Below are 13565 nucleotides of genomic sequence, written 5' to 3' on the forward strand. Positions count from 1 at the left end.
CCTCGAATGCTCCGGAGTCCCTGAATCGAAGGGATTGCGCCATGACCGCTGCGCTCCATCACACCGCAACACTCGCCCGCGTCACCGGATGTGATCTGCGAGTTCCCCTGGTGCAGGGGGGAAGCCGTACCTACGCCAATTTCGACTACGCGGCCAGCGCACCCGCGCTGGCGCAGGTCGGGGAGCGGGTTGCCGAACTGTTGCCGTACTACGCCAGCGTCCATCGTGGCGCCGGGTACGCCTCACGGGTGTCCACACACTGCTATGAGGCCGCGCGGGACACGGTGGGTCGCTTCCTGCATCGGGCGGACGACCAGGTGGTGGTGTTCACCCGGAACACCACCGATGCGTTGAATCTGCTGGCCGGATGCGTTCCCGGCGATACGGTGGTGCTCGATATCGAACATCATGCGAACCTGCTGCCCTGGACCCGGCGGGGGCGGCGGGTGGTGTGTGCCGCGGATACCGTGGCCGAAACACTCCACCGCCTGGCCGCGGAATTGTGTGCGAAACCCGCCGCGCTCCTCGCGGTGACCGGGGCGTCCAATGTGACCGGTGAGGTACTGCCGTTGGAGCGGCTGGTGCTGCTGGCCCACCAGTGCGGTGCGCGCATCCTGGTGGACGCCGCGCAGCTGGCACCGCACCGGCGGATCGACCTGCGGGACAGCGGTATCGATTACCTGGTGTGTTCCGGGCACAAACTGTACGCACCGTTCGGGGCGGGGGTGCTGGTCGGCCGCCGGGACTGGCTCGATACCGCGGCTCCCTATCTGGCCGGTGGTGGAGCGGTCACGGAGGTGACCGCGGCGGAGGCGACGTGGGCGCTCGCGCCGCAGCGGCACGAAGGGGGATCGCCCAACGTGCTGGGCGCGGTGGCGCTGGCCGCCGCCTGCGACGTTCTCGCCGGCATCCACGAGGGCGCCCAGGCGCGAGAACGCCACCTCACCCAGCGTCTGCGCTCCGGTCTGGAGCGTATTCCGGGAGTCCACTGCCTCCGGGTGTGGGCCGACAGTGCCGACAGCGTGGGGATCGTCGCGTTCACCGTGGCCGGATTCGAGGCGGGCCGGGTGGCGGCCTATCTGTCGGCCGAACACGGGATCGGTGTGCGCGACGGCCGGTTCTGCGCGCATCCGCTCCTGGCCCGTCTGGGTGTCGACGCCGCACTGCGGGCGAGTATCGGCCTGGGGACCACCGACGAGGACGTCGACCGGCTGCTCGACGCGGTGGGCTCGCTGGTCACCGACGGGCCACGCTGGGAGTACGTCTGCGACGGCGGACGCTGGGACCCGCTCCCGGAGACCCGGCCAGGGCTGGACAGTCGGTCGGGGCCCGGTGCCGCGGCGTGCGGGATATGAGAATCGGGGCACCCTCCGGCGCCGTCGCACCGGGCCAGGCGCGACGGCGCGCGTCCGGCGGGCCGAACAGCGCTCGCCGGCCGCGGCACCGAGCACCCGGTGCCGCGGTGGCGGACGGGGTGTCCGGAGTGGACGATCACCCGTTCGGCGGGACGTACTTCCGCGCTACCGGCCGGTCCGGGCAGCGGCGTAGTGCGCGGCGATCTCGTCGCTGGTGGTGAGCCAGACCCCGGGATGATCCACGATATGGTTCAGGGCCTCGTCCAGGTACCTGGTCCGGAATGCCTGTCCGATCACGAACGGGTGCAGGGCCAGGGCCATCACCCGGCCGCCGGCCTCGGCATCCTGCCACAGTTGGTCGAGCTGATCGCGGACCATGCGGACGAAATCGGGGCCGCTCAGCCCCGTACCGAGGAAAAGGGTGTTGTCGTTGAGCTCCACCGAGTACGGCATGCTGAGCAGGCCCGGAACCCGCAGCGGGTAGGGCTGATCGTCGTTGGTCCAGTCCAGCACGTAGTCGATACCGAGTTCCCGCAGCAGCGTGGGGGTAGCGAAACTTTCCGTGAGCGCGGGCCCCATCCAGCCGCGCGGCCGGGTTCCGGTGGCCCGCTCGATGGTGGTGAGCATCTCGGCCAGGTACTCGCGCTCGTCCTCGGCGAGCTCCGGCTGGAGCACGGAGTTGTTCTTTCCGTGCGCCAGCCAGGCCCAGTTCCGCTCCCGGCCGGCTTCGACGATCCGGGGATAATGCTCGGCCGCCTCGGAGTTCAGCAGCGCGCTGGCGCGGATACCGTGCCGGTCCAGGACCTCGAGCACCCGCCAGAACCCGACCCGGGGTCCGTAGTCGCGCCAACCGTAGTTCAGCGGATCCGGCACCAGGCCCGCGGTCCCCGCGAAGATACTGGTGGAGGGCCGGTCCACCTGGTAGTGCTCGATATTGAGTCCGAGGTAGAAAGCGACGCGCGCACCGCCGGGCCAGCGGATCGGTTCGCGGTCGACGATAGCGCTGTAGTCGAACAGGTCGTTGTCCATACGGCTATGGTCGAAGATTCACACTGATGTGAAGGTCAACTGAGTGGTGAGGTGATATGAGAATCGGGGAACTGTCGCGGCGCACCGGCACCTCGCGGCGGTTGCTGCGCTACTACGAGGAACAGGGGCTCATCGCCGCGCAGCGGTGTGCGAACGGGTATCGAGCCTACGACGAGCGGTTCGTGGACCGCGTACTGCAGATCCGCGGACTACTCGACGCCGGCCTGCCGACCCGGATCATCAAGCAGATCCTGCCCTGTCTCGACAAACCGCGCACCATCTATTTCCCGGACGCCACCCCCGAGATGCTCGCTCTGCTCGAGGAGGAACGCGACCGGATGAACGAGCGAATCCGCTGTCTGGAACGCAATCGCGACGCCGTCACCGAATACCTGGCCGCGGTCCGCGATTACGGAAATGATCGTTCGCCCGCGGTGTCGACCGGGGCGGGAACAGCGTGAAAGTCCGCGGGATTCTGCTCGCCGGCGTGGCCGGGCTGCTGTTCTGGGGCGAGTTCGTGAATTGGCGGGCGTCACACAGCATGATCGGTGATCCACGCGGATCGCGTGAGGTGATCGTCGTGCTCGGTTTCCGTAATTCCGCGCCGAAAGCGAACGCTCTGAACAGATGGCGGGTCCGTGCCGGGTTACGGTCGCGCGCCCGGGCGGGAGAAGAGAGCACGATGATCTTTTCCGGCGGAGCCGTCACGGGAGCGGCGACCGAGGCCGAACTGATGGCCGAGTACGCGCGCCACCGCGGTTACCTCGGACCGGTCGAACTCGAAACCCTCTCGCGCTCCACATGGGAGAACGTCGCGCCGATGGTGGTGTGAGTCCGGGCTTCGCCGAATGCGAACGGGCCATCGAGCGCGGCCACGGCATCCAGCGAGATATCGACGGTACCGTCGTCGATATCACCGAACGCGTTCACCGCACACAGCGCCCCCACCACCAGAGGCCCCGATTGCCTTTCGGCATAGGCGATTCCGCCGGGCCGGCGGAATTCCGGGCCCCGCCAATGCGCGGTATGGGCACCCGTGCCGGCACCGATACGGCCACTGGTCGCCGCGTCCTCCGTGGCGGTACGGGCCGCCACGTATCCGTTCTCGGCGGTGGGGACGCGCGTTCGGGTCGCCGGTGCCCGGGTCGAACAGGGCCAGCGTCGCGACGATGGGTACCCGGCCCCCGGGAGTGAGCACCCCGCGCCCGGTTTCCTCGAGATGACGCATCACCCCGTCGGCCGCCGCGAGGCCGAATGCCGAACCTCCGGTCAGCAGTATCGCGTCGAGCGAGGACACGGTCTTGTCCGGCGCCAGCGCGTCGAGATCCCGGCTGGCGGGCGCGCCGCCGCGTACCTCGTAGGAGGCTGTCGTGCCCGTCGGCCGGATCACCACGGTGCATCCGGTTTCGCCTGTGGTATCGGTCCAGTGTCCGATCCGGACTCCGGGTACCCCGATCGTCATTCCAACCTCCGATACGTGATGCTGTCCGCTGTCCGGAACAGCCGTCGGCAGTATGTGAGACGGATTGCGCCTTCCGGCAGAGTGGTACGCGAACACGCGGATGGCAAGGCTGCGTGCCGTCGTGGAATTATTCGCCGTTGGGCGGCAAGAATTCTGGGGCAGTTCGCCGGGAAAATCGGACGTTTCGCCGGGTTTCCGGGGCCGGGCGCCGGGCCGTCCGATCCACGACGTCGAGGGATCCGACGAGTGCGGGCGGATGCACGGCGTGGCTTCGAGAGGAGCCGTGGTGCGTGGATGCGCTCGGTGCCGGAACCGGCTGCCGTGGAACGGATCGTCGCACCGTGCCGATGACGGGTATGGGGATACCGCCGAGTAGGCGTACGCATTCATGCGCACGCCCGGCATCGATCGCGATGTATGTGTAGTCTCTCTGAAATCTGAAACACTCATGAACAAGGTAGAGGCGCAGTGATCGGTATCGATGGATGTCTGGAACGAATCATGGGCATCCCCGGAGCACGCAGCGTGACCTTGGTCGACGGGGCGAGTGGACTGGCGGTCGCCGGGGCGGGCCGGCACGAAGTGGTCGATCAGCACGAGGACGCCGCGACCACCACCGATGTGGTGCGGGCGGTACTCGGCTGTCCGGCGTTGGCGACCGGTGACGACGGCGACGACATCAGCGAGATCATCGTCTGCGGAACTCGCGGATACCATCTGTTGAACCTCGTGGACGGAGATTTCGAAGGCCGCCTCTTCGTGCACGTGCTGTTCGACGAGGACAGCGGCAATCTGGCGATGGCGCGTTTCCAGCTGCGCGGGATCCTCGCCGAACTGGCCGAGGACGGTCATGGGCGGTGAGCTCGCGGACGAACTGCGGCGGCTGGAGGATGCGGGGAGCACCGGTGTCCTGCACGCGGGAGACGGTGTATTCCATCTCGCCGAAGGCGCCATCGTTTCGGCCACCTGCCGCCGCACCACCGGCCTCGACCGATTGGTGATAGAAGCAGGGGTGGTAAGCGCCGAGGACTGGCAGCGGGCCGACGCGGGCGACCCGGGCCCGATGCTCGGGAGCCCGCTCCTGGAAACCCTGGCCCTGCTCTCGGTTTTCGACGCGGCCTACTTCTTGCTGGCCACATCGGTGGTTCCGGAGTTCCGGCCCGCGCCACCGCATTGGCTGTCCGCGGTCTGCCGGGTCCGGCCGCGGGCGCTGGTGCGTGAATGCGCGCGGCGCGGGCACCCCGAATCGGGGCCGTGGCCCGCCGAACTGGTGGACCGGGCCGCCGTCGTGCCGATACGCCGGGTCCGGCGCCGGCGGGTGGTACTCACCGGCAGCCAGGCCGAGGTCCTGGCCGCGGCGGATAACCGGCGCAGCGTCACCGGGATCGCCCGTGACCTGGGCCGGACCGCGTACGGCTGTCTGGAGGCGGTCCGGGACCTGACCCAAGCCGGTCTGATCGAGCCGCCGCTCGGCGCGGCGCGCTCCGGCGATCACCTTCCGGCGACAGCCGAGAACGCCGCGCCACTGCGGCGGCGCACCAGGCAGACGCCTGCGGAGTCACCACCGGACGAATGGGAGCCGGTGGACCAGGAACTGCTCGTCCGCCTCCGGGCGGCTCTGGAGGATCTCGCGTGACGGCGCGTAGGAATCTGTTCGGTGAACTGATGGGAAGGCTGACCAAGGTGCCGATGTCCGGACCCGCCCCGAACGCGGTGGTACTGGCGGAACTCGAGGTGCTGCGTGAGCGCGTGCCCCGATTGACCGGAGCGCTCGTCGCCTCCAGCGACGGACTGCTGGTTGCCCACAACCTACCCGAGCACATAGAACCCACGGGTATGGCCGCCCTGGCCGCGGCCCAGCTCTCACTGTCGCACCGGCTGGCCGGGACCGCGCACGGCGGCGGTTTCCAGGAGGTCGTGGTGGACGGTACCGAAGGCCACGTGGTGATCTACGCGGCCGGCTGGGCTTCGCTGACCGTGCTCGCCGGCCCCGAGGTGAACATCGGCCGTCTACATCTCGAATCGCGCCCGGTGGCCCGCAGAATCGCCGAACACGCGGCCGGGACGGCAAAAGATCCCGCGAAACCGCATGGGAAACCCTGAGAAAACCGATCTCCGAAAGGAATGACCAGTGTCCGATATGGATTTGGCGCTCGAGAACATGATGTCGATCGACGGCGCCCTCGGCGCGGCCGTGGTCGACTACAACAGCGGAATGGCGCTGGGAACGCTCGGTAGCTCCAAAACGCTCGATCTCGGTATCGCCGCGGCCGGCAATACCGAGGTGGTGCGGGCGAAACTGCGGACCATCGAACAGCTGGGTCTGCAGGAGGAGATCGAAGATGTTCTCATCACCCTCAGCGGCCAGTACCACCTCATCCGGCCGATGACGGGGCGGCGATCCCAGGGCCTGTTCCTCTATCTCGCCCTCGACCGCGGCCGGGCCAACCTCGCGCTGGCCCGGCACCGGCTGCGCGGTATCGAAGAAGAGCTCGAGGTCTGAACCCGGCCGCGGCGAGTTCGCGGCCGGATCAGTTCACCGGGGCCGGATGGCCCCCGGTGGCGGGCTCGCGGACTTCCGCGGGCGGCGTGTCGGCATAGAGGGATTCGATCCGATCCGCGTACTTCTCGGCGATGACCTTGCGCTTGAGTTTCATGGTGAGCGTGACCTCGTCCCCGCCGGCCTCCCAGAAAACGGGCAGGACGATGAAGCGTTTGATCTGCTCCACCCGGGAGAGCCGGGTGTTGCCGGCGGCCACGCCCGCCGCGATCGCCGCCACGACCGAGGGTTCGGCGGCCAGTGCGGCGGCCGAGGCGTCCGTCAACCCGTGCTGCTGGGCACAGGGTCCGCTCGTCTCGGCGTCGAGAACGATCAGCGCGGTGTTGTAGGGCCGGCCGTCCCCGATCACCGACATGGCGCCGATGAGTGGCGTCGCGGCTTTGACGGTGTTCTCGATATGCGTCGGCGACATGTTCTTGCCGGAGGCATTGATGATGATTTCTTTCTTGCGGTCGACCACCGTGAGATAACCGTCCTCGTCCACGGTCACGATATCGCCGGTGTGCAGCCAGCCCTCGGCGTCCACCGCTTCCCGGGTTTTCTCCGGTTGCCCACGGTAGCCCTTCATCACCAGCGGTCCCCGGACGAGGAATTCGCCGTCGCCGGCGATCCGGTGTTCCATACCCGGTAGCAGTGTGCCGACCGTACCCAGCTTCACATCCCGGGGGTGACTGACGCTGCAAATACACGACAGCTCCGACATACCCCAGATCTCGGTGATCGGTATGCCCAGACCGGCGAAGAACCCCAGGGTCGCGGGCGGAATGGGCGCGGCACCGGACAGGGCCCAGCGCAGCCGGTCGAATCCCAGAGCCGAGCGGAGATTCCGCAGCACCAGTTCGTCGGCGCGCCGCCATTCGGCGGCGAAGTCCTCGGGCAGCGGAGTGCCGGCGATCTCGTACTCGCCGCGGGTGGTGGCCACCGACAGCGCCCACCGCAGGGCCGCCCGCCGATCGGGGTCCGGTTCGGCCGCCGCCTTGAATTCCACGGCAGCCCGCAATTTCTCCCACACGCGGGGGACCGCACCCCAGATCGTCGGATGCAGATCGGCGAGGGCCGGTGCGATCTCCTTGGGGTCGGGGACACAGGTCACCTGGGTGCCGAGCACCTCCTGCACGTAGAGGGCGGTGAGCCGGTCCGCGATATGCGCCGTGGGCATGAACGAGGTGATGGTGTCGCCGAATTCGATACCCAGCACATCGGCGATCCCGTACACCTGGAACAGCAGGTTGGCATGGGTGGTCTCCACCCCTTTGGGGTTACCCGTGGTGCCGGAGGTGTAGATCAGGGTGGCCACATCGTCGGCGGCGACGGCCCGCCACGCCGCCTCGAAATCGAAATCCTCGCGGGCGGCGGCGATCACCTCGGGCACCGCGAGCGTGCCCTCCGGGGCCTCGTCCACACAGATGATGTGGTCGAGCCGGGTACCGCCCGCGCGCAGGCGGGGTACGTACTGCGGCTCGCAGATCACCACCCGGGCGGCCGCATCGGCCAGGACGTAGGCGAGCTGATCGGCCGGCAGGGTGTTGTACACCGAGAACGAGGTCGCCCCGAGATGCTGCGCGGCCACCTCGAGCGGGTAGAAGTCGATACGGTTGCCCATCATCAGCGCGACCGTGTCACCGCGCCGGACCCCGAGGCCGGCGAGCCCGGCGGCGAAATCGCGCACCTGCGCCGCGTAGTCGCCCCAGGTGAGGGTGCGGGTGTCTCCGGGAGTGCGCAGGGCGACCGCGTCCGGATCGATACCGGCGGTGTACTGGAAGGCGGCGGGTAGCGTATCGAAACGAGCGGTGCTCACGGCACGGCCTTTCCGGATGGGACCGCTGTGACGGTCGAGTCGAGAATCGAGGAGATGAACCGGGCCGCGGCCCGGTAGGCGGAGCGCGATTCGGGAACGAGGGCGGGCAGGACCTGGAAGGCGTGCATCTGGTCCGGCCAGACCTGGAGTTCGCAGCGGGCGCCGGTGGCGCCCCATCGTTCGGCCAGCGCGACCGCGTCACCACCGAAGAATTCCGAATCGCTGGCATGGATCAGCGCCGGCGGGAGCGGTATTCCGGCTGTAGGGCGCAGCTCGAAGACATCGGGAGTGAAATGCGCGACGGCGCGCCGGGACAACCGCGCCGACAGCAGGCCCTCCGCGCGGGCGCCTTCGTAGCCGGCGGCCACACCGAGACTCAGGTCCGCGATCGGCGAGAACAGCACCACCGCACCCGGCCCGGGGAGTGCCTCGCGTGCGGCGGTGAGAGCGAAGTCGGCGGTGAGGAAGCCGCCGGCCGAATCGCCGGCCACGACGATCCGGTCCGGCCGGTGACCCTGCGCGCACAGCCAGCGAAACGCGGCGGCGACATCCCGAGGCCCCGCGGGATACGGATGCTCGGGCGCGAGACGGTAGTCGAGGGTGCAGACCGGCAGCCGGGTCGCGGTGGACAGCCGGGCTGCCACGCCCCGGTAGCCGTAGGCGGACCCGGCGACGAATCCGCCGCCGTGGACGTAGAGGATCACGGCATCGTCGCGGGTGGCCCGTGGGCCGCGCACCCACTCCCCGGCCACCGGACCTCGGCGTATCGATTCGACGGTGGTGCCGCGCGGTGGGGGAGCGGCCGCGCGCAACGCCCCGTCGATCAGGGCGCGGGCGGCGGGCAGGGTGTACGGGTTCACCGGGGTGAGTGCCGCCAGGCGCCGGGCGGTCAGCGCGGACAGTTGCCGGACGGTCCGGGCCTGTAGCGACCCCCGTGTCCGCGGCGCGGTCACCGCCGCCGCTCTATCGCCCGGACCAGTTCCTGCACCGTCGCATCGGCGGCGAGCCGGCTGTCGAGCACCGTGTTGATCGCGCCACGCAGAAGGGAATAGGGCTGCCACCCACTCGGGGCGATGGTGCGCGCGGCTCGGCGCCCGATCCCATCGGCGATGGTGCGCGCGGCGTGCCGGGCAGTGATCCGGATATTGAGCGGCCATGGCAGCAGATCGTTGATCCGGCGGCCCAGATCGTCGGCATCGAGCATTTCGTGGGTCATGGTGGTCTCCACGAGCCCGAAATAGGCGATACCCGCGGTGGCGCCGGAGGCGGCCAGTTCCACGCGCAGCGCACGACCCAGCTGTTCCACGGCCGCCTTGCTCACCATGTACGGCGAACCGCCCATCCCGGGGGCGAACGCCGCACACGAGGACACCACGACCACATGCCCGTGGCTGTCCACGATGTGATCGAGCGCCGGATGCACGGTATTGAACACCCCGGTGAGATTGATACGCAGGACACGGTCGAAATCCGCCGGTTCCATGGTGCGGATCGTCGCGGGCACCGGCGTGACCCCCGCGTTGGCGACGACGATATCCAGCCGGTCGAATCGCGCGACGACCTCGGCGATCACCTCTTCCATCCGGGCCCGGTCGGCCACATCCGCGCCGATCCCGTACGCGTGTGCACCCAGATCGCGTGCCGTGCGCTCGGCAGCGGTCTCGTCGATATCGACGACGACCACCACGGCACCGCGCCGGTGCAGGATGGTGACGAGCTCGCGGCCGATGCCCTGGCCGCCCCCGGTGACCAGCGCCACCTTGTCCCGCACATCGTAGGTGGGGGCGTGCCGGCCCAGTGGATCGAACAGTGACGGTTTCATCGGGTCACCTCGTAGGATTCGGCATCGAACTGCCGGGTGCGCCACCGGTATTCGAAGCTCCAGTTCGGATAGAGGCCCGCGTTGCCTCCGCCGGGCGTGGTGTAGTAGCTCTGGCAGCCGCCGGTGAGCCAGACGGTATCGGCGCTGCGCCGGGCCATCTCCTCGACGAAGGCGTCCTGTTTCGCCTGCCGTACCTCCACCCGGCGGGCCCCGCGGGCGCGCAGCGTGCTCAGGGCATCGACGATGTAGTTGATCTGCGATTCGATCATGTAGATCGCGGATTGGTTCCCGGCGGCACCGAACGGGCCCAGGGTGCAGAAGAAGTTCGGGAAGCCCGCGATGGCCGCTCCCAGATAGGTCCGGGGCTGCTGGTGGTAGAGGTCGGCGATCGATATCTCGTCGCGGCCGATGATCCGTTCGAACGCGGACGGGATGGGGGTGAAACCGGTGCCGTAGATGATGGTGTCGACCGGTATCTCCACGCCCGCGCGGGTGAGAATGGAACGGGCTCGTACCTCGGCGATACCATCGGTGACCACTTCGACGTTGTCTCGGTCGAGAGCCGGGAGATAGGCGTCGGAGAAAATCGCGCGTTTGCAGCCGATCACATAGTCGGGGGTGGCCGTCCGGCGCAGTCGCGGGTCCCGGATCTGGCGGCGCAACTGGAGCCGGCCGAGGAATTCATAGGGGTGACGGAAACGGTTGTCGACGAAACCGACCAGCCCGAAGCCTTCGATCAGCGTGTACCAGGTGCCGCGGACCGCTTTCTGCGCCAGCGGAACCCGGCGCAGCAGGGCACGTTCGAGGCCCAGCGTCGGGCGATCCATCCGGGGCACGATCCAGGGCGCCGACCGCTGGAATACCGTCAATGCCGCTACCTGGGGCTGGATTTCGGGAACGAACTGCACCGCGGAGGCACCGGTGCCGATCACGGCCACCCGCTCGCCGCCGAGGTCGTGGTCGTGATCCCAGTGCAGCGAATGGAAGGCGGTGCCCTCGAAGTTCTCGAGACCGGGCAGTTCGGGATACTTCGCCTCGGCGAAAATACCCGCCGCGGAGATGAAGAAGTCCGCGGTCATGACGCCGCGCGAGGTCTCGATGCGCCACATCCGGTTCGGTTCGTCCCAGCGGGCGTCGAGCAGTTCGGTGTTCAGCCGGATATGGCGCACCACATCGTGCTCGACGGCCACCGTCCGGAGGTACTCCAGGATCTCCCGCTGCTTACCGTAGGTGCGCGACCAGTCCGGATTGGGTGCGAAGGAATAGCTGTACAGCTGCGACGGGACGTCACAGGCGCACCCCGGGTAGGTATTGGCCTGCCAGGTTCCGCCGAGATCGGCGGCGCGTTCGAGCAGTACCAGATCGTCGAAACCGGCTTCCCGTAATTTGACGGCCAGACCGATACCACCGAATCCGGCGCCGAGAACGACGATGCGGTGGTGTTCGGTGGCCGTGCCGGTCGCGGCTGTATCGGGGGTCGGATCATCGGTGTACGAGGGCATATCAGCCGTTCCTTCCATGTAGCACCGCCACCAGTCCGTCGACCACGGCGTCGGCCACGACCCCGCGGGCGAATGTGGTGAGGGCCAGCGGCGACGGAAAACGTCGCCTGGTGGTCGCTTTGGCGTAGGTGAACTCCCGTAGGCCGTCGGGCCCGTGCACGCGCCCGAACCCGGATGCCCCGACACCGCCGAGGGGTAGGGCGGGGACGGTCGCATGGCCCACGAAAGCGTTGACGGAGGTACCGCCGGCCCGGATCCGGTCGGCGAGGGCGCGGCCGTGGCGGCGCGCGAATACGGTCGCGCCCAGCCCGTAGGCCACAGCGTTCACCCGCTCGATGGCTTCGTCCATATCGGCGACCCGGGTGACGGTCAGGGTGGGGCCGAACGTTTCCTCGGTCATCGCGGGGGCGTCCTCGGGAACATCGACCAGGATGGTCGGCTGGACGAACTGGCCGCGTACGGTGTCGGGTCCGCCGAGCAGCGCCCGGCCGCCGCGGGCCAGCGCGTCCTCGAGGTGATGGCGGATCACCGCGAGCTGTTTCGGCATGGTGATCGGGCCGATCTTCGCCCCGCCACGCCCGGCGCGCACTTCGCGAGCGGAGGTGAGCAGGATATCGAGGAACGGCTCGTAGACATCGGTGTGCACGTAGACGCGTTCGACGCCCAGACAGGTCTGTCCCGCGTTCGACATCGCACCCCACAGCGCCGCGTCGGCCGCCGCCGCGAGATCGGCGTCCGAATCGACGATCAGCGCATCCTTGCCGCCGCATTCCATCAGCACAGGCGTGAGGTTCTCCGCGCAGGCCGCCATCACCCGCTTACCCGTTTCGGTGGAACCGGTGAACCCGATCTTGCCGACTCCGCTACGGCACAGCGCGGCGCCGGTTTCCGCGCCGCCGGTCACCACCTGCAGTACATCGGGGAGGTCGGCCGCGCGGCCGAACGCCTCGGCGAGCCATATCCCGACCCCGGGGGTGTACTCGCTCGGTTTGAAAACCACCGCGTTCCCCGCGGCCAGCGCGAACGACAGCGAACCGAGCGGGGTGAAGACCGGATAGTTCCAGGGACCTATCACCCCGACCACCCCGAACGGGCGGTATTCGAGGGTGCATTCCTGATCGAGCGTGAGCAGGCTGGGCCGGACCGTGCGGGGCCCGAGAACCTTGCGCGCGTTGTGCGCCGCCCAGGCGAGATGTTCCAGCGCCATGGCGATCTCGAGTTTGGCGTCGGAGACCGGTTTGCCCATTTCCTCGTGCATCAGGGCGGCCAATTCGGCCCGGCCGCGGGCGATTTCTGCGCGCCAGCGGTCCAGGCAGCGGGTTCGCCGGTCGAAACCGAGTGCCGCCCAGTGGATTCCCGCTTCCCGGCCGCGTTCGACCGCCGCGTCGACCTCCGCGGCCGTGCCGGCGCGATAGGTACCGACCACCGCGCCGGTGGCCGGGTTGCGGACCTCGAGCAGCGCCGGTGGCTCGAACACCGGAGCCGGCTGCGGAGGCGTGGCTGCGCGCGTCACCGGCGTGCGCCGATCGTGTCGAGGCGGACGCGGCGGACGGTGCCGGACGCGATGGTTCCGGTGACGAACCGGTTGACCGGGCTCGCGGCGAGGAGCAGGGGCCGGAGCAGGCGGCTGCCCTCGAGGGCGAACGTCCAGATCAGCCGGGTGCCCGTAGCCGAGGGGAGCAGGGTGAGGTCTTCGGCGAAACGGCGCAGGCCGGGAATCGAGGCGGTATCGACGGTGAACGTCATCCGTGATCGCTCGTCCCACCGGTAGAAACGCTCGGCGAGGGTGAGGAAACCGCCGAGTGTCACATCGCGGGTGGTCCCGATACCGAAGGGTCGCGGGGAGGTCCAGCGCGCGGCGGTGATCACCGGTGACCAGGACACCAGTGCGTCGTCGGCGGTCAGCGCGTCCCACACCGTCTCGACGGGTGCGGGGATGTCGACGATATGGGTGTATCGGTGGGCGGCGGTGCCGAGGAACGTATCGTCGGCCGGAGTGAGCCGGAAGCGTGTGCTCATTGTGCCTGGGGGCCTTTC

The 13565-nt window shown here is 68.7% G+C and carries 15 protein-coding genes; 7 read left to right on the forward strand and 8 right to left on the reverse strand.

Translation table 11 applies throughout. The features are described from left to right. The first annotated feature begins 41 nt into the window (after positions 1 to 41). The gene (locus tag ACYR7D_RS20485; RefSeq protein WP_459546145.1) at positions 42 to 1355 is read left to right on the forward strand and encodes an aminotransferase class V-fold PLP-dependent enzyme; all 1314 of its coding nucleotides are present in this window, start codon (positions 42 to 44) and stop codon (positions 1353 to 1355) included. 165 nt (positions 1356 to 1520) lie between these two features. Here ACYR7D_RS20485 and ACYR7D_RS20490 read toward each other — a convergent pair whose 3' ends face one another. Then, on the reverse strand, positions 1521 to 2384 hold the full coding sequence (locus tag ACYR7D_RS20490) for a polysaccharide deacetylase family protein (protein ID WP_459546146.1): 864 nt from the start codon (positions 2382 to 2384) through the stop codon (positions 1521 to 1523). 56 nt (positions 2385 to 2440) lie between these two features. Between ACYR7D_RS20490 and ACYR7D_RS20495 the strand changes: the two genes are divergently transcribed. Continuing rightward, positions 2441 to 2845: a MerR family transcriptional regulator gene (locus tag ACYR7D_RS20495; protein ID WP_459546147.1), complete on the forward strand. Its 405-nt coding sequence runs from the start codon at positions 2441 to 2443 to the stop codon at positions 2843 to 2845. Beyond that, a complete protein-coding gene (locus ACYR7D_RS20500; RefSeq protein WP_459546148.1) occupies positions 2842 to 3216 on the forward strand; it encodes a YdcF family protein in 375 nt (124 codons plus the stop codon). Before ACYR7D_RS20495 ends, ACYR7D_RS20500 begins: the two co-directional genes overlap by 4 nt. Positions 3217 to 3297: 81 nt before the next feature. On the opposite strand, the gene ACYR7D_RS20505 is transcribed toward ACYR7D_RS20500, so the two are convergent. After that, positions 3298 to 3846, reverse strand: a complete 549-nt coding sequence (locus ACYR7D_RS20505; protein WP_459546149.1) for a P1 family peptidase — start codon at positions 3844 to 3846, stop codon at positions 3298 to 3300. 468 nt (positions 3847 to 4314) lie between these two features. Here ACYR7D_RS20505 and ACYR7D_RS20510 point away from each other — a divergent pair, with 468 nt between their 5' ends. From ACYR7D_RS20510 to ACYR7D_RS20525, 4 genes are read left to right on the forward strand one after another with little or no spacing between them, the layout of a single operon-like run. Then, positions 4315 to 4707 (forward strand): hypothetical protein, encoded by a 393-nt coding sequence (locus ACYR7D_RS20510; RefSeq protein WP_459546150.1) that lies wholly within the window; start codon positions 4315 to 4317, stop codon positions 4705 to 4707. Continuing rightward, on the forward strand, positions 4697 to 5482 hold the full coding sequence (locus ACYR7D_RS20515; RefSeq protein WP_459546151.1) for a hypothetical protein: 786 nt from the start codon (positions 4697 to 4699) through the stop codon (positions 5480 to 5482). The genes ACYR7D_RS20510 and ACYR7D_RS20515 overlap by 11 nt, the downstream gene beginning before the upstream one ends. Then, entirely contained in the window at positions 5479 to 5949 is a 471-nt protein-coding gene (locus ACYR7D_RS20520; protein WP_459546152.1) for a roadblock/LC7 domain-containing protein, read from the forward strand. Before ACYR7D_RS20515 ends, ACYR7D_RS20520 begins: the two co-directional genes overlap by 4 nt. Before the next feature lie 28 nt (positions 5950 to 5977). Continuing rightward, on the forward strand, positions 5978 to 6349 hold the full coding sequence (locus tag ACYR7D_RS20525) for a hypothetical protein (RefSeq protein ID WP_459546153.1): 372 nt from the start codon (positions 5978 to 5980) through the stop codon (positions 6347 to 6349). A gap of 28 nt (positions 6350 to 6377) precedes the next feature. Here ACYR7D_RS20525 and fadD11 read toward each other — a convergent pair whose 3' ends face one another. From fadD11 to ACYR7D_RS20555, 6 genes are read right to left on the reverse strand one after another with little or no spacing between them, the layout of a single operon-like run. Beyond that, positions 6378 to 8204 (reverse strand): fatty acid--CoA ligase FadD11, encoded by a 1827-nt coding sequence (gene fadD11 / locus ACYR7D_RS20530; protein WP_459546154.1) that lies wholly within the window; start codon positions 8202 to 8204, stop codon positions 6378 to 6380. Beyond that, positions 8201 to 9157 carry an alpha/beta hydrolase gene (locus ACYR7D_RS20535; protein ID WP_459546155.1) on the reverse strand — a complete coding sequence of 319 codons (957 nt, stop codon included), beginning with the start codon at positions 9155 to 9157 and terminating at the stop codon, positions 8201 to 8203. The genes fadD11 and ACYR7D_RS20535 overlap by 4 nt, the downstream gene beginning before the upstream one ends. Continuing rightward, positions 9154 to 10026, reverse strand: a complete 873-nt coding sequence (locus tag ACYR7D_RS20540; RefSeq protein ID WP_459546156.1) for a short-chain dehydrogenase/reductase — start codon at positions 10024 to 10026, stop codon at positions 9154 to 9156. The genes ACYR7D_RS20535 and ACYR7D_RS20540 overlap by 4 nt, the downstream gene beginning before the upstream one ends. After that, positions 10023 to 11528: a flavin-containing monooxygenase gene (locus ACYR7D_RS20545; RefSeq protein ID WP_459546157.1), complete on the reverse strand. Its 1506-nt coding sequence runs from the start codon at positions 11526 to 11528 to the stop codon at positions 10023 to 10025. The genes ACYR7D_RS20540 and ACYR7D_RS20545 overlap by 4 nt, the downstream gene beginning before the upstream one ends. Position 11529: 1 nt before the next feature. Further along, positions 11530 to 13005 (reverse strand): aldehyde dehydrogenase family protein, encoded by a 1476-nt coding sequence (locus tag ACYR7D_RS20550; RefSeq protein ID WP_459546158.1) that lies wholly within the window; start codon positions 13003 to 13005, stop codon positions 11530 to 11532. Positions 13006 to 13037: 32 nt separating this feature from the next. Beyond that, positions 13038 to 13547: an SRPBCC family protein gene (locus tag ACYR7D_RS20555; protein ID WP_459546159.1), complete on the reverse strand. Its 510-nt coding sequence runs from the start codon at positions 13545 to 13547 to the stop codon at positions 13038 to 13040. Between the last annotated feature and the right edge of the window lie 18 nt (positions 13548 to 13565).

The sequence above is a fragment of the Nocardia sp. X0981 genome (genome assembly GCF_977089955.1).